Origin of the sequence: Vreelandella hamiltonii, assembly GCF_014651775.1 — a bacterium.
GTDB classification, from domain to species: domain Bacteria; phylum Pseudomonadota; class Gammaproteobacteria; order Pseudomonadales; family Halomonadaceae; genus Vreelandella; species Vreelandella hamiltonii.
Window position 1 is genome coordinate 40,704 of record NZ_BMXN01000016.1, and the last position, 24,619, is coordinate 65,322.

Here is a 24,619-nt window from a genome sequence, read left to right on the forward strand (position 1 = left end):
ATGATTGCCAACGTATTGACCATCGCTGGCTCCGACCCCTCGGGCGGGGCGGGCATCCAGGCGGATCTGAAAACCTTCTCCGCGCTGGGCACCTACGGCACCAGCGTGATCACGGCGCTGACCGCCCAAAACACTTGTGGTGTCGCCGGGGTACATGGCGTCTCGGTGGCGGCCATCCGTCAGCAGTTAGAGCACCTGCTGGCCGATGTGCATATCGATGCCGTAAAAATTGGCATGGTGGCCAGCCGTGACGTGGCACAGACCATTGCCGACGTGCTGCGGCAGCGTCGCCCACGCTGGATCGTGCTGGATCCGGTCATGGTCGCGAAGAGCGGTGACGTCCTGGTGGACGATGCCGGCATCCGCGCCGTGCGCGATATTCTGGTGCCCCTGGCGGACGTGATCACTCCCAATCTTCCCGAAGCCGCCGTGCTGCTGGACCGCTCGCGGCCCGCATCGCTGGAAGACATGGAGGCGCTGCTGCCGGAGCTGGTGGCGCTGGGCGCGCCTTACGTGGTGCTCAAGGGTGGGCACCTGCGGGGTGAAACCTGCCCGGATTTGCTGGCCTCCCCTCAGGGCCAGCGCTGGCTGGCCGCCGAACGGATTGCCACCGACAACCTGCACGGCACCGGCTGTGCGTTGTCATCGGCGATCACGGCATGCTTGGCCAAGCTGCCCCCGCAGGCAAGCAGCGAGGCCCCCATCGAAGCGATCACCACCGCCAAGCAGTGGTTGCACGAGGCCCTGGCCGCCAGCGAACGCCTGAACGTGGGCCAGGGAAGAGGCCCGGTTCACCACTTTCATGCCTGGTGGTAGCCGTCGCTGGAAGCGCTCAATGACTCAGGGCCTGCGCCGATAAAAGACGGCTTGCGAGATAGGCGAACGGGCACCATGCTGAAGGGTGCCCGTTTCATCCAACCGGCTGCGCTATTCGGCCAAGGAGCACGCCATGTCTCGCTCGCTGCTGTTTGCCTCCGATCTTTCCCAGGAAAATCGCGCCGCGTTTGCGCGCGCCCTGCGCCTTGCCCATGAGCAAGGGGCGGCCTTGAGTGCACTGCACGTACTCGACCCTTATCTGCCGCACCGCACCCTGCATGACCTGGAACAGGCCGTCAGTGATGATATCAGCGCCACGCTGACGGATTTGCGCGAAGACTACGCCCTGGCGATGCCGCCGCTGATGATCCAGACCGTGGTGGGCGAGCCCCACGCGGAAATCGTCCGCGAGGCCCACGAGCGTCAGGCATCGCTGATCGTGCTGGGTATGCACCGCAAACGAGGCCAGAAGGAACTGCTGCAGGGCACCACCATGATGCGCGTGCTGCGCAGCGCACCATGCCCTGTGGTCGTCGCGTTCACCCCGCCGACGCAGTCCTGGCGGCACATCGTGGTGCCCATCGATTTTTCACTCACCGCACGCCAGACGCTCAAGGAAGCCCTGATACGCTTCCCGGAGGCGCAGATTACCCTGCTGCATGCCTGGAGCCTGCCCGGCGAGCGTGAGCTGGGTAATCAGGCCTTCTACGCCCAGTGGCGCGACCATGAGGTCAACCGGCTGCGCACGGCGCTGGATAACGAAGTCGATAGCCTGATGGACGAACTGCAGGGCGTGCCTGATACGCAGCTGGTACTGGAGCCGGGCAACCCCTGCGATGTGCTCGGCGACTATATCAAGCGCCATTCGCCTGACCTGGTGATGCTGGGAAGCCGCAGCCGACCCCAGCAACCCAACCCGCTTACCGAGATGCTGCTGAGCGAGCCGCACTGCGATGTGATGATTTGTCGGCCCTGGTAGCACCGCGCGCCATTGGTTGTACGGAACCTTTACGCATAACATGGGTATGTATAGCGTAGAGGTTCCTGTTCCTTCTGCTTCAAGAGGAAAACATCGTGCGGCGACTCAAGCAATCCACTCCGTTCACTATCCTGTTACTGCTGGCAGCATCGCTGTGGGCATCGGCGGCCATGGCCAGCAGTGTCACCGAGCGTGGTGAGCAGTTCGACCGTGTGGTCGAAGACCAAGGGCAGCGCTATTCCCTGCTAGGCAGTGGCGTGTTCCGCTACATGATCTGGACGGCCTACGCGGGGGCCTACTACCAGCTGGAAGGCGAAAACGAGCCGCAACCGCTGGGCGACGTGCCGCGCCGCCTGGAACTGGCTTATTTTCACGCCATTTCTGCCAGCGACTTTGCCGATGCCACCGAAAAAACCTTGCGTGACTCCCTGACGTTATACGAATTCAACCAGATTCAGGACAGCATGGCGCAGCTCAACCAGCGCTATCAGGATGTCTCGCCTGGCGACCGTTACCTGTTGAGCTGGGACGGCGAGCATCTGCGCCTGGCCCTCAATGGCGAGACGCTCTTCGAGGATGACAGCGCCGAGTTTGCTCGGGCCATGTTTGGTATCTGGCTGGGTGAGCGCCCGCTGGGCGAAGGCTTTCGGGATGCCCTGTTAGGGCGCAGCTGAACTGCGCTAGACTCTTGCCCCTGAAGAGCAGACATCACCCAGGGGTAAGCGTGACGTGAAGGCTTTGATTCAACGGGTTACCACCGCCAGCGTGACGGTGGAGGGACAGGTCATCGGCGCCATTGATCACGGGCTCATGGCACTGATCGGCGTCGAAAAAGGCGACAGCGAGGCCAATGCCGACAAGCTGTTGCACAAGTTGCTGAATTACCGCGTGTTCAGTGACGAGGCGGGCAAGATGAACCATAACCTGCAGCAGGCCCAAGGGGGCTTGCTGCTGGTGTCCCAGTTCACGCTGGCCGCCGATACCCGCAAGGGGCTGCGGCCGGGTTTTTCCAGCGCCGCACCGCCGGAGGAAGGCGAGCGGCTATTCGATTACCTGGTGGCGCGCGCGCAGCAAGCGGGCCCACCGGTGGCCACCGGGCAGTTTGGCGCCGACATGCAGGTGGCGCTGGTCAACGATGGCCCGGTGACCTTCATGCTGGAAGGGTAGCGGAAAAACCTCAGGCGTTTTCGCTGGCCAGCAGTTCGGCTTCCATGGCTTCCAGCGCCTCTTCGGCGGCCAGCCAGGCCTGCTCGGTGCGCTCCAGCTCGACCTTGGCATCGGCTTGCCGGGCCAGCGCCTGGGTCAGTTCCGCCTTGCGGGCGCTGTCGGTATACAGCGTGGCATCGGCCAGCACGGTTTCGACTTCTTCCAGCGCCGCCTGGGCCTTCTCCATCTGTTTTTCGGCCTGATCACGAACCTTTTTCAAGGGTCGCAGCTTTTCACGCAGCTCGGCGGCAGCCTTGCGAGCGGCCTTGCGATCGGTCGTAGGCTGCTGCCCCTGGCGTTCGCTCTTCTCGCTGCGTGCGTCGCGGCGGCTCTCTTCCAGGCGTGCTTTCAGCCAGGCGCGGTAATCCTCCAGGTCGCCATCGAACGGCTCGACCCGATGGTCGGCCACACGCCAGAACTCATCGACCGTGGCGCGCAGCAGGTGACGATCGTGGGAAACCAGGATGACCGTGCCCTCGAAAGCGGCCAGCGCTTCGGTGAGCGCTTCGCGCATTTCCAGGTCCAGGTGGTTGGTCGGTTCGTCCAGCAGCAGCAGGTTGGGTTTTTGCCAGGCCACCAGGGCCAGGGCCAGGCGCGCCTTCTCGCCTCCCGAGAAGGTCGCCACCTCGCCGAAGGCGTCATCGCCCTTGAAACCGAAGCCGCCCAGGAAGTTGCGAATGTCCTGATCGCTGGCAGTAGGTGAGAGCCGCTGGACGTGGACAAACGGGGTGGTGGTCACGTCCAGCCCTTCCAACTGATGCTGGGCAAAGTAACCAATCGCCAGATGCTCGCCGGGCACCCGCTTGCCCTCCAGCAGGGCCAGCTCGCCGGTCAGCGATTTGATCAGCGTGGATTTGCCCGCGCCGTTGGGGCCCAGCAAGCCAATGCGGCTACCGGGTAGCAGGGTGATATTGACCTTTTCCAGCTGCGCGACATCGGCCGCTTCGCTGCGATATCCCAGGGTTGCCTGGTCCAGCACCAGCAGGGGGTGAGAGGTCTTGTCGGCGGCGGGTAGCGTGAAGTGGAAGGGCGAGTCCACGTGCGCCATGGCGATATCTTCCATGCGCTCGAGCATCTTCATGCGGCTCTGGGCCTGGCGAGCCTTGGTCGCCTTGGCCTTGAAGCGGGCGATGAACCGCTCTATTTCCTCACGGCGCGCCTGCTGCTTGGCGGCTTCGGCCTGCTGGAGCGCGAGCTTTTCGGCACGGGTACGCTCGAAGCGTGAGTAGTTGCCCCGGTAAAGCTCCAGGGTCTGATGATGCATGTGGACGATGTGGTCGCACACGGCATCCAGGAAGTCGCGGTCGTGAGAGATCAGCAGCAGCGTGCCTGGGTAACGTACCAGCCACTGCTCCAGCCACAGCAGTGCATCCAGGTCCAGGTGGTTGGTCGGCTCGTCGAGCAGCAGCAGGTCGGAAGGCATGAACAGAGTGCGGGCCAGATTGACTCGCATACGCCAGCCACCGGAAAAATCGGAAAGCGGGCGCTGCAGGTCGGCCTGTATGAAGCCCAGCCCCACCAGCAGCTGGGCGGCGCGGGAGGCGGCGCTGTAGCCGTCCAGCGTCTCGATCAGACCATGCAGCTCGGCTTCACGGTGGGCATCCCCCGCCTGCTGGGCGGCCAGCAGGTCGGCTTCGGCCTGGCGCAGGGCATGATCGCCATCCAGCACGTATTCGACGATGGGGCGGTCCAGCGCTTCCACTTCCTGAGCCATGTGTGCGATACGCTGGCCACCGCTCATCTCTACATCGCCCTGGTCCGGGCCCAGCTCGCCCAGCAGCAGTTTGAACAGGCTCGACTTGCCTGCCCCGTTGGCCCCGATGATGCCTGCCTTGACCCCGTTGTGCAGGGTCAGGTCGGCGCTTTCCAGGAGCGTTTGCGTACCTCGTTGCAGGGCGACTTGGCGCAGTGCGATCATGCTTTCTCCCGAAACCAGTGGGTAAATTCATGGATTCTAACCGATTGCAGGACTTGCAGCAGGCTTTGCAGCACCGTTCGCTATGGGATTTTGCGCTGGCCTTTTATGCTCAGCCCGGTGTGGAGCAGGCGTGCTTGACGCTGCAGGACGCCGCCGATGTCGATGTCTGCGAGCTGTTGCTGCATGGATGGCTGTATTGCCACGGCCTTCAGGCCAGGCGCGAGGCGCTTGCCGATATCAGCCGTGAGCGAGCGCATTGGCAGGGCCAGTTTACCGAGCCATTACGTCATCTACGCCGTGAATTGAAGCGTCAGGCGGCCGAGGACGAGGCCATCGATGCGTTGCGCAAGACCATCAAGACCGCCGAGCTGCAGGCCGAGCGTGTAAATCTTCAACGTTGGCAGCAGTGGGCTCAGGCGCCTGAGCATGCCTCGCAGCGTTTGGAAGAAGTCGTTGCTAGTCAGCAAGATGGCAGCATTTGGCTGCAAAATAGGCTTTTTTTGGCCGATGTTGACAGCGCTTCACTGCATGATTTACGCGTGCGCGATGACATCGCTGCTGCGCTGGAATGCCTGGCAAGTCGGCTTGACCACTGTAAATCACCACGCTAGCCTGAAATTAGGCTGTTTTTGGGCAACCCGTGCCAATTGTGCGGCGATCGCCCGCTAACCCACAGCAATGAGTCAATCGGCAAAAGCGTTTCTGCGTGGTTAGCGGATGACCAGACAGCACTGGACAGATAACACCAAATTCATGCTCGCTCATAGAGCGTGCTACCACTGCCAGGGAACTCTGTATGAAGCCAAACAAGTTTGTTTCGACCCGTTCACTCACCACGAAACTCATCACGTCCGCGAGCGTAGGTGCTCTGCTGCTGGGCCTGAGCGCTGCCGCGCAGGCAGACAACTGGCGCTATGCCCATGAAGAGTACGAAGGCGACGTTCAGGACGTCTTTGCCATTGCGTTCAAGGAGTACGTGGAAGAGAACTCCGACCACACCGTTCAGGTGTATCGCTTTGGTGAGTTGGGCGAGTCCGACGACATCATGGAGCAGACTCAGGCGGGCATTCTGCAGTTCGTCAACCAGTCTCCCGGTTTCACGGGGGCGCTGATCCCCGAAGCGCAAATCTTCTTCGTGCCTTACCTGCTGCCCACCGATGAAGAAACGGTCATCGAGTTCTTCAACTCCAGCACCGCGATCCATGAAACCTTCCCGGAGCTCTACGCAGAGCAGGGTCTGGAGCTGCTGAAGATGTACCCAGAGGGTGAGATGGTCGTCACCCTCGACGAGCCGTTTACTTCGCCAGACGAGCTGCGTGGCAAGAACATCCGCACCATGACCAACCCGCTGCTGGCGGAAACCTACCGCGCCTTTGGTGCCAGCCCCACGCCGCTGCCTTGGGGTGAGGTCTATGGTGGCCTGCAAACCAACATTCTGCAGGGCCAGGAAAACCCCATCTTCTGGATCGAGTCGGGCGGCCTGTATGAAGTCTCCCCCAACCTGGTGTTCACCGGCCATGGCTGGTTCACCACCGCCATGATGGCCAACCAGGACTTCTTCGAAGGTCTCTCGGAAGATGACCAGCAGCTGGTGCGTGATGCCACGGAAGCGGCTTACGAGCACACCATGGAGCACATCTCGGGCTTGGCTGACGAGTCACTGGAGAAAATCCAGGCCGCCTCCGATGACGTGACCGTGACCCGTCTCGATGAAGAGCAGATTCAAGCCTTCCGCGAGCGTGCGCCCCAGGTAGAAGAGCGCTTCGTGGAGATGACTGGCGAGCGCGGTGCGGCACTGCTCGAGCAGTTCAAGGAAGACCTCGAAGCGGTGACCAGCAACTGATTCATGGCAAGGGCTTGGCAGGGCTGACGCCCACAATGCCCGCAAATGCTTGAAAGCAAAAGGGGTGGCCAAGTGCTGCCCCTTTTTTGTTCACCACTCCGTGAAGAGCAACACCCTTCAAGCGTGACGCAGGGTGCGGCTAATCAGCGTTGAATGGTGGGCTGAGTCGAGCCGCTACAGTAGCAAGGTAGACCGACAAGTGTAACGGGAACAGAGAGGAACAACTCCAATGGATATGAGCGAAGATGATATTGCTGAAAAACAGTATCGCTCTATGCTGCCTGGGCTGCTGGGTACCGTTGATACGTGGATCAGCAAGGCCGAAGCCTTCATCTTGGCCTCGGGTGTCATTCTGATGGCCATCAACACCGTGGCCAACGTCATTGGCCGCTTCGTGTTTGGTGAAAGCCTGCACTTTTCCGAAGAGGTCAACCGCATGCTGATCGTGCTGGTGACCTTCGCCGGGATTGGCTATGCCGCTCGGCATGGTCGGCATATCCGCATGTCGGCGATCTACGATGCCCTGCCCACGGGCGGTCGCCGCGCGCTGATGGTCTTCATCAGTCTGTTTACGGCGCTAGTGATGTTCGTGCTGTGCTACTTCTCGATTGGTTATATCGACACCATCATGAGCCGAGGCCGTAGCTTGCCCTCCACGGGCATTCCTGCCTGGTGGATGTACGTCTGGGTGCCGGTGGGCTTTGCCGTTACCGGTATTCAGTACGTCATGACGGCGATCACTAACCTGCTTTCGAAGGATGTGTACCTGTCCACGCATGTGGTGGACGGCTACAAGGACACCGAAACCGAAGTCTAGGCAGCGAGGAAACACGCATGACTGCGACGATAATTACCCTCATGATCGTGCTGCTGCTGCTCGGCTTCCCGATGATGATCCCCTTGATGACCGCGGCCTTCGTGGGATTTTTCATGAGCTTCGGCGGCCTGGGCCAGATGGAAACGCTCATTCAGCAGATGATGCGCGGCATCAGCCCCACCGCGCTGATTGCGGTGCCCATGTTCATTCTGGCAGCCGACATCATGACCCGCGGGCAGTCGGCCAATCGATTGATCGACATGGTGATGACCTTCGTGGGCCACATCAAAGGCGGCCTGGCCGTCAGTACGGCGGTCTCCTGCACGCTGTTTGGTGCCGTGTCCGGGTCTACCCAGGCCACCGTGGTGGCCGTGGGCTCCCCGTTGCGCCCGCGCATGCTGAAGGCAGGCTACAAAGATCCCTTCACCCTGGCGCTGATCATCAACTCCAGCGACATCGCCTTTTTGATACCGCCCAGTATCGGCATGATCATTTACGGGGTGGTATCACAAACGTCGATTGCCGAGCTGTTCATTGCCGGTATCGGGCCCGGCCTGCTGATTTTGGCCATGTTTTCTGCCTATTGCATCATCTACGCCATCGTCAACAAGGTGCCCACCGAGCCCAAGGCCAGCTGGAAAGAGCGAGCCGTGGCCGTGCAAAAGGCGCTTTGGCCACTAGGTTTTCCAGTGCTGATCGTCGGTGGTATTTACGGTGGGGTATTTAGCCCGACCGAGGCGGCAGCGGCCTGTGTGCTGTACGCCTTCCTGCTGGAATTCGTGATTTTCCGCTCGCTGAAGCTGCCGGACATGTTCACCATTGCCAAGTCCACGGGCTTGATCACCGCCGTGGTGTTTATCCTGGTGGCGGCAGGCAACGGCTTCTCGTGGATCATCTCGTTTGCCCAGATCCCGCAGACGATTCTGGGCACCTTCGGAATCAATGAAGCGGGGCCCGTGGGCGTGCTGGTGGCCATTTCGATCGCCTTCTTCGTGGCCTGCATGTTCGTCGATCCCATCGTGGTGATTCTAGTGCTGACCCCCATTTTTGCACCGGCGATTGCGGCTTCGGGGCTGGACCCGGTTCTGGTGGGGGTACTGATCACCCTGCAGGTGGCCATTGGCTCGGCAACGCCGCCCTTTGGGTGTGACATCTTTACCGCCATTGCGATTTTCAAGCGGCCTTACCTGGAAGTGATCCGCGGCACGCCGCCCTTCATTTTCATGCTGATTCTCGCGGCGGCCCTGATCATCATGTTCCCGCAGATTGCGCTGTTCCTGCGCGACCTTGCATTCCGCTAGCCGCCAGGAGCGCTTATGTTCAACCGCATCTTGATTCCTGTGGATGGCTCCAAGGGAGCCATCAAGGCGCTGGAGAAGGCCGTTGGCCTGCACATGCTCACTGGGGCAGAGCTCTACCTGCTGTGCGTGTTCAAGCATCACAGCCTGCTGGAAGCGTCGCTCTCCATGGTGAGACCCAACAAGCTCGACCTGCCGGACGATGCCTTGAAGGAGTACGCCACCGAAATTGCGGTGCACGCCAAGTCGCATGCCATCGAACTGGGTGCCGATAGCCTGCGCGTGCGCGCTTTCGTCAAGGGCGGGCGCCCCTCGCGTACCATCGTGCGCTTTGCGCGCAAGCGGGAGTGCGATTTGATCGTGATCGGCGCCCAGGGCACCAACGGCGAGAAGAACCTGCTGTTGGGCAGCGTGTCCCAGCGCGTGGCTGGGGCGGCACACTGCCCTACGCTAGTGGTGTAAACCTCTGCGGCATCCTGTTGTCTGAAGAGAACGCCTGAACAACACCCGCCGCGTCAGGTAATGCAGCCTGACGCGGCGGGTGTTAGTCTTTAGAGATTCGACAACACGTTGGCGCGCTGCGCCGCTGGATAAGGTTTTTCCATGAAAGCACTTGTGACTTCTACTGCCCTGACTGGTTTGTTGCTGGTAGCACCGTTCGCCGCCGCAGCCCCCGAGACCGACGAGCAACGCCTGGCTTACAGCCTGGGGGTGACGTTGGGCGAGAGCATGCAGGCGGATATCGAAGATCTGGATCTCGATGCCTTCACCGATGGCATGCGCGACGTTTTCGACGGCAATGAGCTGGCGATGAGCGAAGAAGAGATGATGGAAGCGCTGATGAACTTCCAGGAAAGCTCCATGGAGGCCCGCGAGCAGCAGGCCGCTGAAATTGCCCAGCTGAACCTGGAAGAAGGCCAGGCCTTCCTGGAAGAGAACGCCGAGCGTGAGGGTGTGGAAGTCACCGAGTCGGGCCTTCAATATGAAGTGCTGGAGTCTGGCGATGGCGACACGCCCGGACCTGAAGATACCGTGGAAGTGAACTACGAAGGCATGCTGCTGGATGGCACCGTGTTCGATAGCTCCTTCGAGCGTGGCCAGTCGGTCAGTTTCCAGGTGAATCAGGTCATCGAAGGTTGGCAGGAAGCGCTGCAACTGATGAGCGTGGGCGACAGCTGGATGCTCTATATCCCTGCCGAGCTGGCTTACGGCGAGCGCGGTCAAGGTCCGATCGGTCCGAACGAGATGCTCACTTTCCGCGTTGAACTGCTGGGCGTCGAGTAACCCATGCCTGCCGCCACTCCCTATCGCCTGCTGGGCGTATTGATGCTCATGGGCGGCAGTGCTGCCCATGCTCAGGCGGAAACGCCGCCAACTGACCTGCCTGCGTTGGGTGCGATGCCCGAGGCTGCTTCAGTGGTGGGCGTTTCGTCGGGGGGCTACATGGCCACGCAGCTGGCCGTTGCCTGGCCGGAGCGTTTCAGCGGCGTTGGGGTGCTGGGCGCAGGCCCTTGGGGCTGTGCCCAGGGGGCGCTGAGCCTGGCGCTCAACCAGTGCATGATGACCCGCCGAGGCTTGCCTTCACTGGACACGCTGGAACAGCGCCATGAGCGCTATATGGCGCTGGAGCAAGTAGGCAGCCGCGAGGCGCTGCGCCAGCTCAGAACCTACGTGTGGCATGGCGATGCCGATGCAACGGTTTCACCCGCGTTGGGTGATGTGTTAGCCAAACAGTGGCAAGGTTGGCTGGCAGAGCCCGACGAGCAGCTGCGCTATGTGCAGCGTGAAAACACCGGGCACGGCTGGCCGGTGGCCATGCCCAAGGATGCTCCCATCGACCCGCAATCCCTGGGCGACTGCCACCTGGGCGGTGGTAGTCACGTACTGGCCTGTGGCGACAATGTGGCCGCCGATATGCTGGACTGGCTCTACCCCGAGCGGCCAGTGCAGGAGAGTGAAGGCGAGTTACGGCGCTTCGATCAGTCCGAGTTTGCCGTCAAGGGCTTGGCCGATACGGGCTATGTCTTCGTACCCGAGGCGTGTGACGCGGGAGGCTGCCCCGTCACCGTGGCGTTGCATGGCTGCCAGATGAATGACGAAGCGATTGGCGACACCTTTGCTCGCTACAGCGGCCTGAACCGCTGGGCCGAGGAGCACGGGCAGATCATCCTCTACCCCCAGACCGAAAGCAGCATGGCCAACCCGCAAGCCTGTTGGGACTGGTGGGGGTTTGCCGAAAGCACATGGCAAATCAACCCTTTGCATGACACCCGAGAAGGCACGCAGGCCAAAGCCCTGATGGCCATGGTCGAGCGACTCCAAGAGGCGCCCGACGCTCCCGCAGAGGAAAGCGCGCAGGAGGCGGACTAGCCGCCCAGCTCGCTCTCCAAGGCAGATTTCAACCCATGGGGGGTGGGCGAGTAGAGCACCCGCTGCAGGATGGTTCCCTCGCGGTTCACCAGAAACAGTGACGCACTATGGTCAATGGTATAGGCCATGGCCGAATCCGGCGCCTCGACACGGCGCCAGATGACGCCATAGCGCTCGGCAACATCGCTCAACTGCTCCTGGCTGCCCACCAGCCCCACGAACTCCTCGCCGAAAAACTGCATGTATTCATTCATGCGCTCCAGCGTATCGCGTTCCGGGTCCACGGTGATCATCACCGGCACCACACGCTCACGCTGCTGTTCGTCCAGCTGTGACAGCACTTGGCGCTTCACGGCCTGGTTCATGGGGCAGACGTCTGGGCAGTAGGTGTAACCGAAAGAGACCACGGCGATCTCGTCGTCATCCAGTTGGGTCAGCGTAAAGTCGCCATGGGTGGAGGGCATGGCGATGGGACCGCCTTGCGGCTCGCCGTCGTTCGACGGGGTGGCCAGCTGGTACATCCCGACGGCGCTGACCGTCAACAGGACCCCCAGCAGTGCCAATCCCCACACCAGCGGTTTACGTTTATTTGCTGCGGCCATGCCTTCAGCTCCTTGTGACATCGAAATCGAACCAGCTACCCAGTTTGCCCTCGGGCGTATCGAGAATGACCCGTGCTCGCCAGGGCATGACGTCCTGGGTGCAAATGCCCACCTGACCCTGGCCATGGAAATGGCCGGGCGCCGTTTCGGTGAGCGTGAAACGGTGCAAGCCCATGTCCATGTCTCGGCCCACGAAGTCGACGGTCACCTGACTGGCGCTGACGCCGTCCACTTCGACGTCCAGAGGCAGCACTTCCAGCGCCTGGATACGCCCATGGGCATCGATGGAGAGGGATAGGTGACCCTTGTCTCCCAGCGTTGCCGAACATTGGCTAGTATGCAAGTTGCACTCACCGCTGGGCGAGAACCAGACCACATCGCTGTCGCCCTTCAGCCAGTTGGCAAAGGCATACCAGGTGCAGGCCGCCAGCGCGAGGCCCGTGACCAGTATCAACACTTTCAGCGCTGGAAAACCCGTCAGCTCGACGGGTTTAGGCAATTTCTTCATGGCAGAATAGTCGCTACGCAAGCCGTGAGGCGGGGAAGTTGGATTCATGGTAACAGCTATCCAGCGGATGTCGCTGTGCTGGGATGTCGCACTTGATAAGGAAAACAAATGGAGAGTATTACGGGCGCGCTTGGCCCCCTGTTTCTACTGATTCTGCTGGGCGTTCTACTAGGCAACCGCCGCTGGCCCAGCAGTGAGTTCTGGGTACAGATGGAGCGCTTGATCTACTTTGTGCTGTTCCCCGCCATGCTGGTGGGCACGTTGGCTACCGCGGACGTCAGTCAGGTTCCTGTCGGGCGGCTGGCGCTGGTGCTGCTGGGGGCGATGGCCCTGTTCGGTATGGCGCTCTGGCATTTTCGGGGCTGGTTGGCACTGGAGCCAGCGGCGTTCACGTCCGTCTTCCAGGGGGCCGTCCGTTTCAATACCTACGTGGGTGTCGCGGGTGCCGCCGCGCTGCATGGCAGCCTAGGAGCCACGACGGCTGCCGTGGCCGTGGCGCTGATGGTGCCTATCGTCAACGTGATGTGCGTCGCCAGCTTTGTGGCAGCGGGCACCCTAGGCAGCGCCAGCGTGGGCAAAAGCGCCCTGGCGCTGATCAAGAATCCGCTGATTCTGGGCTGTCTGGTGGGGATTGCCTTGAACATGAGCGGCATCGGCCTGCCCGGCTGGAGCGAAGACACCGTCTCGCTGCTGGGGGGGGCTGCCTTGCCGCTGGGACTGGTGGCGGTCGGGGTGGCGCTGCGCCCGCGTGCGTTGCTGCGCTTCGACCGCGGTGTGCTGGCCACCAATACCATCAAGCTGGTGCTGATGCCTGTATTGGTGCTGGTGTTGGCCTGGGCGTTGAGACTGGACCCCGTCAGCCGAGATGTGGCGCTGCTCTTTGCGGCGCTGCCCACGGCCACATCGGCCTATATCCTGGCGCGACAGTTGGGCGGCGATGCCGAGCTCATGGCGGCGATCATCACTGGACAGACGCTATTGGCGATGCTGACGCTGCCGATGTGGCTGCAATGGGTAGGAGGATAAAAATAAATAAAAAGTATTCGCATTTGTGTTGACGTAGTAAATGAGAACTATTACATTGTGGGTGTGGCGTTTGATGAGACGCCACAGACCAAGACAGAAACCGCCAGTTTCCTGTCATGGTTTCTCCCTCTCATTGCTAGTCACGGTCTTTTGCCGCTCCCTTGGAGCGGCTTTCTTTTTTTGGTGGGTAGGTCTTTTGGCAAGTTCGTCGCGGCAGATGCAGGGCCGCGGGTGGCCCGCTGCCAATCGAACGTCAGGCTTCTCGACGGTAGATCAAATCCCACACTCCGTGGCCGAGCTTCTCGCCGCGCGCTTCGAACTTGGTGAGCGGGCGGAATTCCGGGCGCGGTACGTAGGGGGCCGTGTCTTGATCGGCGGTGTTGGCGTAGCCAGGGGCGGCCTCCATCACGTCGGCCATCCATTCGGCATAGGCTTCCCAGTCGGTGGCCATATGGAAGGTGCCGCCGGGCATGAGGCGTGTGCGAATGAGCTCGACGAAGGCCGGCTGGACGATGCGCCGCTTGTGGTGCTTTTTCTTCGGCCATGGGTCGGGGAAGAACAGTTGCAGGGTCGTCAGCGAGGCTTCCGGCAAGCACTGCTCGAGGACGGCCAGCGCATCTTCACGGTACACCCGCAGGTTGGTCAAACCGCGCTTGTCGACCTCGTCCAGCAGCTTGCCCACGCCAGGGGCGTGTACTTCGATGCCGATGAAGTCGGTATCCGGATGGGTTTCTGCCTGTTCGATCAGCGAATTGCCCATGCCAAAGCCGATTTCCACCACGCGGGGGGCTTGGCGGCCAAACAGGGCATCCAGATCCTGGCGGCCATCGGCAATGGTCAAGCCCAGGCGTGGCCATACTTCTTCCAGGCCGCGCTGCTGGGCCTGGGTCATGCGCCCGGCACGGATCACGTAGCTTTTGATGCCGCGACGATGCAATGGCGCATCGGCGCTCTCCGGGCCAGTGGTGTTGCCGTTCGGCACAGTGTCGTTGGTGTCGGTCATGATGTCTCTGTATCAGCCGTTGATTCGGCCTGCAAATGGCGAAGAGGGGTCGGCGCTCTGGCGGCGCGGCATGCGCCCGGCCAAAAAGGCGTCGCGGCCAGCTTCCACGGCCAGCTTCATGGCGTTGGCCATGCGCAGCGGGTCGCGTGCGTGGGCAATCGCGGTATTCAGCAGTACCCCGTCGCATCCCAGCTCCATGGCCATGGCGGCATCCGAGGCCGTCCCGATACCGGCGTCTACCAATACGGGGACCTTGCTCTGCTCGACGATCAGGCGCACGTTGTGCGGGTTCTGAATGCCGTGGCCCGAACCAATCAGCGAGCCCAGCGGCATGATGGCACAGCAGCCCATGGCTTCCAGCTCACGTGCCACGATGGGGTCATCACTGGTGTACACCATGACGTCGAAGCCGTCGGCCAGCAGGGTTTCTGCGGCTTTTAGCGTCTCGACCACGTTGGGGTAGAGCGTGTGATCATCGCCCAGCACTTCCAGCTTCACGAGGTTGTGGCCATCCAGCAGCTCGCGGGCCAGGCGGCAGGTGCGGATCGCATCCTTGGCGTTGTAGCAGCCCGCGGTATTGGGCAGCAGGGTGTACTGCTTGGGCGAGATGACGTCGAGCAGGTTCGGCGCATCGGCGTCCTGGCCAAGGTTGGTGCGGCGCACGGCAAAGGTGACGATCTCGGCACCGCTCTGGGCAATCGCAGCACCGGTTTCGGTAAAGTCTTTGTACTTGCCGGTGCCTACCAGCAGGCGGGAAGTAAAATCACGTCCGGCAATGGTGAACGGTGTGTCGGTCAGTTGCGTCATAGCGATTCCTTGAAAAAGCTCGATGGCCGTTAGCCGCCACCAATGGCGTGAACGACTTCGATCTGGTCGCCTTCGGCGAGCGGAGTGGTGGCCAGCTGGCTTTTGGGCACGATCTGTTCATTGATCTCGACGGCGATCCGCCGCCCGCTCAAGCCCAGTTGGGCGACCAGGTCAGCGGCGGTCAGGCCTGGGGCAATGGCGTAGGCTTCGCCATTGAGCGTAAGCTGTATCGACTCATTGGGGGTAGACATAAACAGTGAGCGTCCCAGTGGGTGAAGCGAAACGGGCCTTATTGTAGCGGTTTCAGCCTCGGCTAGGTATGCGCAGCACGCAATATCTCGACGATTAACGGTGCGGCGGCAAGCCGCTAACCTGAGTAAAAGGAGCAGGGTGTGCAGCAAGGAGATCGGTGGTGGTGGGGAGTGGCGGCGCTTTCGGGGGCGATGATGGTCATGCTGGGCGCTTACGCGGCCCACGGGCTTTCTGCACGCACCAGCGCGGCCATGGTCGAGGTGGTGGAAACCGGCGTGCGCTATCAGGCGTGGCATACGCTGGCCATGATGGTGCTGCTGGCTTGGCGTAGCCAATGCCCACACCCTGGCCAGCACTGGGTACTGGCTCTGTGGGCCACGGGGGTGGCGGCATTCAGCGGCTCGCTCTACCTGATGGTGCTGGCCGGCCTGAACGTGGGTATCGTCACCCCCATCGGCGGTGTGCTGCTGATCGGCGGGTGGCTGACGCTAGGTGCGGTTACGCTACTGGGGCGCTTTCCATGAAAGCGTCCACGGGCACTGGCTTGCCGAAGTAGTAGCCCTGATAGACATGGCAGCCTAACTGCTCCAGCACGGTACGCTGCTCGGCGGTTTCCACGCCTTCGGCGACGACCTCCAAGCCCAAGCTTTCGGCCAGCGCGATAATGGTGCCGGCGATAGGTGTCGTCTGCATGTCCAGCGTCAGGTCTCTGACGAAGGCGATGTCGATCTTGAGAGTGTCCAGCGGCAGTGATTTCAGATAGGCCAGCGACGAGTAACCGGTGCCAAAATCATCCAGGGCAAACTGGATGCCCAGCTTGCGCAGCCGACGCATTTTGTCGATGGTGCCTTCCGGGTCACTGAGCAGCAGCGATTCGGTGAGTTCCAGCGTCAAACGTTCCGGGGGCGCTTTGGTGCTGCTCAGGGCCGTCACCACCTGCTCGACGAAGTCGGGCTGCTGGAACTGGCGTACGCTGACGTTGAGTGAGAGCTTCATGGCACGCAGGTGCGGCACGTGTTGCCAACGGCCCAGCAGGCGGCAGCCTTCCTGCAAGACCCAGGTGCCCAGCGGCAGGATCAGCCCGGTCTGTTCGGCCACGGGGATAAAGCGTCCAGGCGAGATCATGCCTTGCTCTGGGTGATGCCAGCGCACCAGCGCCTCGGCCCCCTTGACCTGGTGCTGCGCATCGACCTGTGGCTGAAGGTGCAAGCTCAATGCGCCGTTTTCAATGGCCAGGCGCAGCTCGCGCTCCAGCGTCAGGTGCTCTTCCAGCGCTTGCTCCATGGCCGAGCAGAAGCGCTGTGGTCGGCCGTCCCGCTGGCGTTTGGCTTCCAGTAACGCCAATCCGGCACGCTTGAACAGCTGGCCGATATGGGCAACATCACTCAATGAGCAGACCAGCAGGCCTACGTTCAATTTGCAGGGGTAGGTGTGGCCATGCAACTGATAGGGTGACGACAAGCTGGCCAGCAGGCTCGTCGCACGCTGCTGTACGTGACGTTCGGCGGCAGCCTGGGAAGAGGCGGCCAGCTCACCGTAAAGCGCGAACTCATTGCCATCCAGGCGTGCCGTGTAGGCCTTTTGGTCCGCCTGCTGATGGAGGCGTTTGCCCAACTGTTTCAACAGTTCATCGCCGACTTCCTGGCCCAGGCTGTCGTTCAAGACCTTGAAGCGATTGATGTCGATCAGCACCAGATAGGCAAAATGGCGCTGCTCCAGCTGGCTTTCCAGGCGTGCGGTCAAGTGCTCCTGAAGCGCCAGGCGGTTGGGCAAGCCGGTCAGACGGTCGTGGTAGGCTGCGTAGTGAACGCGCTGCTGGGCCTGATGCTCTTCGGACCTGTCACTCAACAGTGCCACGTAATCCTGCTGTTGGCGGCCCGCATAGCGTACTCGGCTCACGCTGAGCCAGGCTGGATACTCTTCGCCGTCGGCGCGCAGCGCGGTGATCATGCCGCTCCATTTATCTTCTTCTATCAGCGCCTTTTGAATCTGGCCGTTCAGGGTGTGTTGGTCTTTGGCATAGACTACCTTGGCCACCGAGGTGTCGAGCAACTGCTCTGCGCTGAGTCCGGTGAGACGCTCGAATGCGGCGTTGCACAGCCGGATGCGGGCAGAATGGTCGAACAGCACCACGCCGTCTTGCAAAGCCGCAATGACCTCCGACAAACGCCGTTGGGTCATGTGGCCATGGCGCTGACTGGCCTGAAAACGATGCTGCACCTGAATGGCGATCAGCGTCAGCAGGGTGGCTGTCACGGCAGTTCCGCTGATCAGGTAGATGATCCAGTGGGACGCGTGGGCGTGGAGGGTCGCCTGTTCGTGTGCGGCAAACGGAAAGTCTGGCACTAGCCATGCTGCCTGCATGGCGACATAGTGCATGCCGCTGACGGCCACCGAAATGCATAGCGCCGATAACAAAGCGTAGCGCTGGTAATGGCGCATGCCCTCGTCCCGCCGACAAAGCCGATAGGCATAGGCACTGACGATGCCCAGGCCCACGGCCACCACCAGGGAGGCCAGAAACAGGTCGAGTGCATAATAGAGCGTTGCTGGCATGCGCATGGCTGCCATGCCGCTATAGTGCATCACGCCAATCCCCAGGCCGAGGCTCGTGCCTGCCAGCAGCGTCTGGCGATGGGAGAGGGTATCGCGGCAGAGCAGGTTCATGGCCACCAGGCTGCCGACGATTGCAGGTACCACGGAGAGCAGCGTCAGCAGAGGCGCATGGGTGACCGGAAAGCTCAGCTGGTAGGCGTGCATGCCGACAAAGTGCATGCTCCAGACGCCTGCTCCCATGACGCTGGCCCCGGCCAGCAGCCATGAACGCCGCCATAAGGGGTTGTCGGTGCTGCCCACCAGTCGAATGATCTCGAGACTGGCATAGGAGGCCGCTAGCGCAATGAGCCACGACAGCATCACCAGCGCGGTATCATGTTTTCCCTGCAGCGCATCGAGCGCCTGAGGGTCGAGTAGCAGGTTGGGCAGCATCATTGACGAATCGCCGTATCGATAGGGCAGGCAGCGCCTACTTTATAACTATTGTTAAGAATTCGCCTGATTTATCGTGGTCTTGATTAAACGTTGCGCGCGCTGTCCGGCAGCGCATAGCTGGCAGTGACATGCACCACGGGGCGCGACGCATCGCTGACCGAAAAGATTTGCACTTCGCCCACCGCGAGGCGGCGGCCCAGCTTGATCAGCCTGGCGTGGGCGATGATGTCGTGATCGCCGGAGGCCGCGCGTAGAAAGTGGCAGTTCAGATCGCTGGTCACAGCCATCGCTTCAGGGCCTATCTGGGCCAGTATCGCCACGTAGAGCGCCACATCCGCAAAGCCCATCATGGTGGGGCCCGATACGCGAGGGCCAGGGCGCAAGTGCTCATGGCCAATAGTTAAACGCATGGTGGCGCACATCTCTCCCACGCTCTCTATCTTGCCCATGCGCTGGGGAAAGACCTCATCCAGAAAATGCTCGATCTGCTCGACGGTCATGACGGTCATTGTTGTTGTTCTCCTTGACGTTAACGTAAGCCAGCATAAATAAAAAAGCCCCAAGGCGCGAGCCTTGGGGCTTGGCAGGCCATTCAGCGGGTGCTTACTTGGCCTTGTGTACCTGGCGCCATTCGTGCAACAGCGGTTCGGTGTAGCCAGAGGGCTGTACGCGGCCCTTGAAGATCAGGTCGGAGGCGGCTTTGAACGCTGTGGAGCCTTCAAAGTCGGCGCTCATGGCGGTGTACGTCGGGTCGCCAGCGTTCTGCTCATCGACCACTTTCGCCATGCGCTTGAGGGTTTCCTCGACACGTGGCGCATCGACGATGCCATGGTGCAGCCAGTTGGCAATGTGCTGGCTGGAGATACGCAGCGTGGCGCGGTCTTCCATCAGGCCCACGTTGTGAATGTCCGGCACCTTCGAGCAGCCTACGCCGTGCTCTACCCAGCGCACCACGTAACCCAGAATGCCCTGGCAGTTGTTATCCAGCTCCTGCTGAATCTCGTCATCCGACCAGTTGGCGTTTTCTGCTACCGGCACGGTGAGCAGGTCGTCGAGCAGATCCGGCTCGCCCTGGGCTTCCAGGTCGCGCTGAATATCGGCGACATTGACCTGATGGTAGTGCAGGGCGTGCAGGGCAGCCGCCGTGGGTGACGGTACCCACGCCGTGTTGGCACCGGCTTTCGGATGGCCGATCTTCTGCTCCAGCATGCTGTGCATCAGGTCGGGCATGGCCCACATGCCTTTACCGATCTGGGCGCGGCCACGCAGGCCACAGGCCAAACCGACCTGCACGTTGTTCTTCTCGTAGGCGGTGATCCAGGCGGCGCTCTTCATGTCGCCCTTGCGAACCATCGGGCCGGCTTCCATGGCGGTGTGCATTTCATCGCCGGTGCGGTCCAGGAAGCCGGTGTTGATGAATACCACGCGCGAGGTGGCTTCGGCGATACATGCCTTGAGGTTGACCGTGGTGCGGCGCTCCTCGTCCATGATGCCCATTTTCAGGGTGTCACGGCTCATGCCCAGAATGTCTTCCACGCGGCCAAACAGTTCGTTGGCAAACGCGACTTCTTTTGGCCCGTGCATCTTCGGCTTGACGATGTACACCGAACCCGCGCGGGAGTTGCGCGGCTGGTCGGCGTCTTTCTTCAGGTCGTGCAGCGCCAGCAGCGAGGTCACGACCGCATCCAGGATGCCTTCCGGCAGTTCGTTGCCGTTTTCGTCCAGCACCGCAGGCGTGGTCATCAGGTGGCCTACGTTGCGCACGAACATCAGCGAACGGCCCGGTAGCGTGACGCTGTTGCCGTCGGTGGTTTGCCAGGTGCGGTCGGCGTGCAGCTTGCGGGTGAAGGTTTTGCCGCCTTTCTCGATGTTCTCTTCCAGGTCGCCCTTCATCAGGCCGAGCCAGTTGCTGTACACGCCGACCTTGTCTTCGGAGTCTACCGCTGCCACGGAGTCTTCGCAGTCCATGATGGCGGTCAGCGCGGCTTCGACGACCACGTCCTTGACGTGTGCCGGGTCGGTCTTGCCGATGGGGTGGCTGGCGTCGATCTGGATTTCCAGGTGCAGGCCGTTGTTGGCCAGTAGAATCGACTCGGGGGCAGAAGCGTCGCCGTTGAAGCCGATCAGCTTGCCTGCATCTTGCAGGCCGGTTTCACGACCGCCCTCCAGGCTGACCACCAGGTGGCCATCGCGAATGACGTATTTCACTGCATCCCGGTGGGAACCGGTGGCCAGCGGGGCGGCACGGTCCAGCACGCCACGGGCGTAAGCGATGACTTTTTCGCCGCGCTTCGGGTTGAAGCTGGTGCCTTTTTCCGCGCCGTCTTCTTCAGAGATGGCGTCGGTGCCGTACAGCGCATCGTACAGGCTGCCCCAGCGGGCGTTGGCCGCGTTCAGGGCGTAGCGAGCGTTGCTCACCGGTACGACCAGCTGTGGGCCCGCTTGAATGGCCACTTCACGGTCGACGTTGGCGGTGGTGGCCTTCACGCTGTTCGGTGCCTCTACCAGGTAACCCACTTCTTTCAGGAAGCGACGGTAGGCGGGCATGTCGCTGACCGGGCCGGGGTTTTCCCGGTGCCAGGCGTCCAGCTTCTCTTGCAGCGTGTCGCGCTCTTCGAGCAGTTGGCGGTTTTTTGGGGTCAAATCGTGGAATAGGGCATCGACACCGGCCCAGAAGGCGCTTTCGTCGACGCCGGTGCCCGGCAGAGCCTGCTCGTTGATGAAACGGTCCAGGTCGGCTGCCACCTGTAAACGGTGGCGCGTGATACGCTCGCTCATGGGGATCTCCTGTGAAGGTGCCCGTGGATTGTTCTAGTGCCACGGTTCGGGTGAAAGGTGATTTATGGAAAATACTTCCACACCTGCGGTGGCATGTAAACAGGGTAGACCCGAAAGCGGTAAAATGCTCGACCAAATGATGAGAGTGGCCCCGCTGCCGCTGCGATCAAGCGCTGTTTCGGCAGCCCATGGATGTGTCGTGTTCACGGAGAGACGTTGATGCATAATTTCCAGCATTTGGAAGGCCTGTTTCGCCAGGCATCAGGCGATTCGCCGCTCTCTCTCTTGAGGCCGGGCGAGGCCCTCACGGACGCCATGCACGACTACTTCTGCCATTACGGTTTGGCGGCCTTGCTGAGCGATACCCATGAGGTGCACGCTGGTTTCATCGATACCGGTCGGTTTGCGCTCTGGTGCCAGGTATGGAGCCCGCCCTCACCGGTGGGCACGGCGTTTGTGATTCACGGCTATTTCGACCACCTGGGGCTGTATCGCCATTTGCTGGGCTGCTTGCTGGCCAAGGGCTGGCGCGTGGTGCTGTGGGACTTGCCGGGCCACGGGCTTTCCAGCGGCCCCCGGGCCGAGATCGAAGACTTCGACGACTACCAGCACTGCCTGACTTACCTGCAAGAGGCGCTGCAGGTATATGGCATGGCGCCTACGCCGTGGTTGGGCGTCGGGCAGAGTACCGGCGCGGCCATTCTGGCCACGGATGCGTTGACGCGCCAAGACGAGGCAGGCTGGGCAGGCATCGTGCTGCTGGCCCCCCTGGTACGGCCCTGGCGCTGGAGCCAATCCAGCTGGCTTCACTTGATTGCCAGCCCGTTCGTCAAGGAGCTGCCGCGCAAGTATCGGCCCAACTCCACCGATGAGCAGTTCACCGAATTCCTGCGCGACCAGGATCCGTTGCAGCCTGAGCGGCTGAGCGTGGCGTGGATTACCGCCATGCGCCGCTGGATGCCCCGGCTGCTGGCGCTGGAGCCCAGCCCGCTACCCACCTTGATTCTTCAAGGCGAGCAGGACCTCACGGTCGATTGGGAGTGGAATCTGGCCATTCTGGCGGAGAAGTTTCCCAAGGCCGAGATACACCGCCACCCGGAAGCGCGTCACCATTTGGTGAACGAAGCCGAGCCCATTCGCCAAGTGCTGTTTGAAGCGCTCGATCGCTTTATCGAGAACGTACCTGAAGCCCCCACCAAGGAGCAGCCATGACCGCCACTCAATCACCCAAAGTACTGGTTTTTGCGGGCAGCGCCCGTGAAGGCTCGCTGAATAAACAGCTCGCCAAACTGGCTGCCCAGCGCATCGAAGCGCTGGGCGGTCAGGCCACGTTCATCGATTTGAAAGAGTACCCCTGCCCGCTGTTCGATGAAGACATCGAAGCCCAGGGCATGCCGGAGAACGTACAGAAGCTGCGCGAGATTCTGGCAGAGCACCAGGCGCTTTTGATCGCCTCGCCAGAGTACAACGGCTTTATCACGCCACTTTTGAAGAACACTCTGGACTGGCTGTCTCGCCCCTATGGCGATACCCCCGGCTTGGGTCTGTTTGCCGGTAAATGGGCCGCCCTGGTGGCTGCCTCCCCCGGTGGTTTAGGCGGCATTCGCGCGTTGCCGCTGGGCCAGCAGCTATTGGCAAACTTAAGCCTCACCGTGCTGCCTCAGCCGCTCTCGCTCCCCAAGGCGGGCAGCGCGTTCGACGACAGTGGTGCGCTCAGCGATGATGCCACGGGCCAAAAGCTGGATGCGCTGTGCCAGCGCCTGGTGGATTCCCTCGCGGCAACGCACTGATCACAGGGGGCTTATGCCCCCTTCAGCAGACGATCCAGCTGCCGGTAGCCGATGGCTTCGATGAAATGGGGCTGAGAGGGCTTGGGCTCGCCCTGCAGGTCGGCCAGCGTCAGCGCCACGCGCAGCACGCGATGGTAGGCGCGGGCGGAGAGCTTGAGTTTTTCCAGTACGCCTGCCAGCCAGGCGCGCTCTTCATCGTTGAGGGCGCAGGCGGCTTCCAGCGCTTTACCGCTGAGCTGGCTGTTGAGCGCACCTCTTGCCATCTGCCGCTCCCGGGCGGCCATCACCCGTTCGCGCACCGCGCTGGAGGGCTCGCCCTGGGTTTGTGCGGTGAGCTGCTCCGGTGGCAGCGCGGGCACTTCCACCTGCAGGTCGATACGGTCCAGCAGCGGGCCAGAAAGCCGCGCCTGGTAGCGCTGAATTTGGCTGGCGCTGCACTGGCAGCGGCTTCGCGGGTCGCCCAGGTGCCCGCAGGGGCAGGGATTCATGGCGGCAACGAGCTGAAATTGAGCAGGGTAGCGGCGCTCATGGCTGGCGCGGGAGAGGTGAATTTCGCCGGTCTCCAGCGGCTGACGCAACACTTCCAGCACGTGGCGCGAGAACTCCGGCAGCTCATCCAGAAACAGCACGCCGTGGTGCGCCAGCGAGATTTCCCCCGGCTTGGGCTTCGAGCCGCCGCCAACCAGCGCGGCAGCGCTGGCGCTGTGGTGGGGCTGGCGGAAGGGCCGCTGGCCCCAGTCGGCTTCCAGCGCCAAGCCGCATACCGAGCGCACCGCTGCCACCTCCAGGGCGTCGTCCTCGGAAAGCGGCGGCAGAATGCCGGGCAAGCGGCTGGCCAGCATGGTCTTGCCGGTGCCGGGCGGGCCTGCAAACAGCAGGTTGTGGCCCCCGGCGGCGGCCACTTCCAGCGCCCGGCGGGCCTGGTGCTGGCCGCGCACATCGGCCAGATCGGCCATGGGCGTGGTCGATTTGGCCGATGCCGAGAGCTGGTGGGGTGGGATCTTTTCCTGGCCTAGCAGGTGGGCGACGACTTGCCAGAGAGAGTCGGCGGGCAGCACCGGTAGATCGCCCGCCAGGGCAGCTTCATCGGCGCAGGCGCGGGGCACGATCAACGCCTTGTTGGTACGGCGAGTGGCCAGTGCAAAGGGCAGCACGCCGGGTACCGCCCGCAGCTTGCCATCCAGGGCCAGCTCACCTGCGCACTCCATGCCTTCCAGCGCATCCACCGGGATTTGGCCCGACGCCGCGAGAATGCCCAGCGCAATCGGCAAATCGAAACGGCCACCCTCTTTGGGCAGGTCCGCCGGGGCGAGGTTGAGGGTAATGCGCTTGGTGTTGGGGAAATCGAAGCCCGCGTTGATCAAGGCGCTGCGCACCCGCTCGCGGCTCTCCTTCACGGCGGTTTCCGGCAGGCCCACCAGTGTCAGGCCCGGCAAGCCATTCGCCAGATGTACTTCGACATGCACCGCCGGTGCTTCCAACCCCACGCCCGCCCGCGTGGCCACAATGGCTAGCGTCATCGCCTTTCCTCTGTAGTTATCACTTACTCCAATGTAGGATAAAGCTACATTAGCTTAAGTATTTAACCTAACGTAATTAAGAAGGCTTTGGTAGC

Annotated in this window: 25 protein-coding genes; 15 read left to right on the forward strand and 10 right to left on the reverse strand. The window is 61.9% G+C overall.

All coding sequences use genetic code 11. The annotated features are described in order from the left end of the window. From thiD to dtd, 4 genes are all read left to right on the forward strand, one after another. Positions 1–816 carry a bifunctional hydroxymethylpyrimidine kinase/phosphomethylpyrimidine kinase gene (thiD, locus tag IE091_RS13115; protein WP_039178815.1) on the forward strand — a complete coding sequence of 272 codons (816 nt, stop codon included), beginning with the start codon at positions 1–3 and terminating at the stop codon, positions 814–816. 133 nt (positions 817–949) lie between these two features. After that, positions 950–1,795, forward strand: a complete 846-nt coding sequence (locus tag IE091_RS13120; protein WP_189463835.1) for a universal stress protein — start codon at positions 950–952, stop codon at positions 1,793–1,795. Between the two features lie 95 nt (positions 1,796–1,890). Beyond that, positions 1,891–2,469 (forward strand): chalcone isomerase family protein, encoded by a 579-nt coding sequence (locus IE091_RS13125; RefSeq protein ID WP_229800836.1) that lies wholly within the window; start codon positions 1,891–1,893, stop codon positions 2,467–2,469. Positions 2,470–2,524: 55 nt separating this feature from the next. Next, positions 2,525–2,962, forward strand: coding sequence for a D-aminoacyl-tRNA deacylase (gene dtd / locus IE091_RS13130; protein ID WP_096921805.1), 438 nt, complete (start codon positions 2,525–2,527; stop codon positions 2,960–2,962). A gap of 10 nt (positions 2,963–2,972) precedes the next feature. Here the strand turns inward: dtd and IE091_RS13135 are convergent, their stop codons facing one another. Then, the gene (locus IE091_RS13135) at positions 2,973–4,919 is read right to left on the reverse strand and encodes an ABC-F family ATP-binding cassette domain-containing protein (RefSeq protein WP_189463836.1); all 1,947 of its coding nucleotides are present in this window, start codon (positions 4,917–4,919) and stop codon (positions 2,973–2,975) included. 29 nt (positions 4,920–4,948) lie between these two features. Between IE091_RS13135 and IE091_RS13140 the strand changes: the two genes are divergently transcribed. From IE091_RS13140 to IE091_RS13170, 7 genes are all read left to right on the forward strand, one after another. After that, a complete protein-coding gene (locus IE091_RS13140) occupies positions 4,949–5,530 on the forward strand; it encodes a TIGR02444 family protein (protein ID WP_229800837.1) in 582 nt (193 codons plus the stop codon). A 185-nt stretch (positions 5,531–5,715) separates the two neighbouring features. After that, entirely contained in the window at positions 5,716–6,762 is a 1,047-nt protein-coding gene (locus IE091_RS13145) for a TRAP transporter substrate-binding protein (protein WP_096921808.1), read from the forward strand. 229 nt (positions 6,763–6,991) lie between these two features. Next, positions 6,992–7,579, forward strand: coding sequence for a TRAP transporter small permease (locus IE091_RS13150; protein WP_096921809.1), 588 nt, complete (start codon positions 6,992–6,994; stop codon positions 7,577–7,579). 17 nt (positions 7,580–7,596) lie between these two features. Beyond that, a complete protein-coding gene (locus IE091_RS13155; RefSeq protein ID WP_039178791.1) occupies positions 7,597–8,880 on the forward strand; it encodes a TRAP transporter large permease in 1,284 nt (427 codons plus the stop codon). 15 nt (positions 8,881–8,895) lie between these two features. Continuing rightward, positions 8,896–9,339, forward strand: a complete 444-nt coding sequence (locus tag IE091_RS13160) for a universal stress protein (protein WP_016915442.1) — start codon at positions 8,896–8,898, stop codon at positions 9,337–9,339. Between the two features lie 141 nt (positions 9,340–9,480). Further along, a complete protein-coding gene (locus IE091_RS13165) occupies positions 9,481–10,161 on the forward strand; it encodes a BamJ family beta-barrel-assembly machinery protein (RefSeq protein WP_189463837.1) in 681 nt (226 codons plus the stop codon). Positions 10,162–10,164: 3 nt separating this feature from the next. After that, positions 10,165–11,247: an alpha/beta hydrolase family protein gene (locus IE091_RS13170; RefSeq protein ID WP_096921811.1), complete on the forward strand. Its 1,083-nt coding sequence runs from the start codon at positions 10,165–10,167 to the stop codon at positions 11,245–11,247. Here IE091_RS13170 and IE091_RS13175 read toward each other — a convergent pair. Further along, positions 11,244–11,849 carry an SCO family protein gene (locus IE091_RS13175; protein WP_016915439.1) on the reverse strand — a complete coding sequence of 202 codons (606 nt, stop codon included), beginning with the start codon at positions 11,847–11,849 and terminating at the stop codon, positions 11,244–11,246. The two genes, IE091_RS13170 and IE091_RS13175, sit on opposite strands and share 4 nt — an antisense overlap. 4 nt (positions 11,850–11,853) lie before the next feature. Continuing rightward, positions 11,854–12,405 (reverse strand): hypothetical protein, encoded by a 552-nt coding sequence (locus tag IE091_RS13180; RefSeq protein WP_229800838.1) that lies wholly within the window; start codon positions 12,403–12,405, stop codon positions 11,854–11,856. 60 nt (positions 12,406–12,465) lie between these two features. On the opposite strand from IE091_RS13180, the gene IE091_RS13185 reads away from it, so the two are divergent. Continuing rightward, complete coding sequence (locus IE091_RS13185) at positions 12,466–13,383, forward strand: AEC family transporter (RefSeq protein WP_189463838.1); 918 nt, start codon at positions 12,466–12,468, stop codon at positions 13,381–13,383. A 253-nt stretch (positions 13,384–13,636) separates the two neighbouring features. Here the strand turns inward: IE091_RS13185 and trmB are convergent, their stop codons facing one another. The 3 genes from trmB to thiS are packed head-to-tail and all read right to left on the reverse strand — an operon-like array spanning position 13,637 to position 15,444. Beyond that, the gene (gene trmB / locus IE091_RS13190; RefSeq protein ID WP_096921813.1) at positions 13,637–14,386 is read right to left on the reverse strand and encodes a tRNA (guanosine(46)-N7)-methyltransferase TrmB; all 750 of its coding nucleotides are present in this window, start codon (positions 14,384–14,386) and stop codon (positions 13,637–13,639) included. A gap of 12 nt (positions 14,387–14,398) precedes the next feature. Continuing rightward, the gene (locus IE091_RS13195; protein WP_096921814.1) at positions 14,399–15,193 is read right to left on the reverse strand and encodes a thiazole synthase; all 795 of its coding nucleotides are present in this window, start codon (positions 15,191–15,193) and stop codon (positions 14,399–14,401) included. Positions 15,194–15,222: 29 nt separating this feature from the next. Next, a complete protein-coding gene (gene thiS / locus IE091_RS13200; protein WP_189463839.1) occupies positions 15,223–15,444 on the reverse strand; it encodes a sulfur carrier protein ThiS in 222 nt (73 codons plus the stop codon). A 141-nt stretch (positions 15,445–15,585) separates the two neighbouring features. On the opposite strand from thiS, the gene IE091_RS13205 reads away from it, so the two are divergent. Next, positions 15,586–15,969 carry a DUF423 domain-containing protein gene (locus IE091_RS13205; protein WP_096921816.1) on the forward strand — a complete coding sequence of 128 codons (384 nt, stop codon included), beginning with the start codon at positions 15,586–15,588 and terminating at the stop codon, positions 15,967–15,969. On the opposite strand, the gene IE091_RS13210 is transcribed toward IE091_RS13205, so the two are convergent. The 3 genes from IE091_RS13210 to IE091_RS13220 all read right to left on the reverse strand — a co-directional run bounded on the left by IE091_RS13210 (position 15,944) and on the right by IE091_RS13220 (position 21,214). Then, positions 15,944–18,436, reverse strand: a complete 2,493-nt coding sequence (locus IE091_RS13210; protein ID WP_189463840.1) for an EAL domain-containing protein — start codon at positions 18,434–18,436, stop codon at positions 15,944–15,946. The genes IE091_RS13205 and IE091_RS13210 overlap by 26 nt on opposite strands. Positions 18,437–18,519: 83 nt before the next feature. Further along, entirely contained in the window at positions 18,520–18,945 is a 426-nt protein-coding gene (locus tag IE091_RS13215; protein ID WP_189463841.1) for a PaaI family thioesterase, read from the reverse strand. A gap of 94 nt (positions 18,946–19,039) precedes the next feature. Further along, positions 19,040–21,214 (reverse strand): malate synthase G, encoded by a 2,175-nt coding sequence (locus IE091_RS13220; protein WP_189463842.1) that lies wholly within the window; start codon positions 21,212–21,214, stop codon positions 19,040–19,042. Between the two features lie 219 nt (positions 21,215–21,433). On the opposite strand from IE091_RS13220, the gene IE091_RS13225 reads away from it, so the two are divergent. Together IE091_RS13225 and IE091_RS13230 are read left to right on the forward strand one after the other, a co-directional pair. Then, positions 21,434–22,426, forward strand: a complete 993-nt coding sequence (locus IE091_RS13225) for an alpha/beta hydrolase (protein WP_189463843.1) — start codon at positions 21,434–21,436, stop codon at positions 22,424–22,426. Further along, a complete protein-coding gene (locus IE091_RS13230; RefSeq protein WP_039178740.1) occupies positions 22,423–23,004 on the forward strand; it encodes an NADPH-dependent FMN reductase in 582 nt (193 codons plus the stop codon). Before IE091_RS13225 ends, IE091_RS13230 begins: the two co-directional genes overlap by 4 nt. Before the next feature lie 11 nt (positions 23,005–23,015). Here IE091_RS13230 and IE091_RS13235 read toward each other — a convergent pair whose 3' ends face one another. Continuing rightward, positions 23,016–24,524 carry a YifB family Mg chelatase-like AAA ATPase gene (locus tag IE091_RS13235; protein ID WP_039178737.1) on the reverse strand — a complete coding sequence of 503 codons (1,509 nt, stop codon included), beginning with the start codon at positions 24,522–24,524 and terminating at the stop codon, positions 23,016–23,018. Between the last annotated feature and the right edge of the window lie 95 nt (positions 24,525–24,619).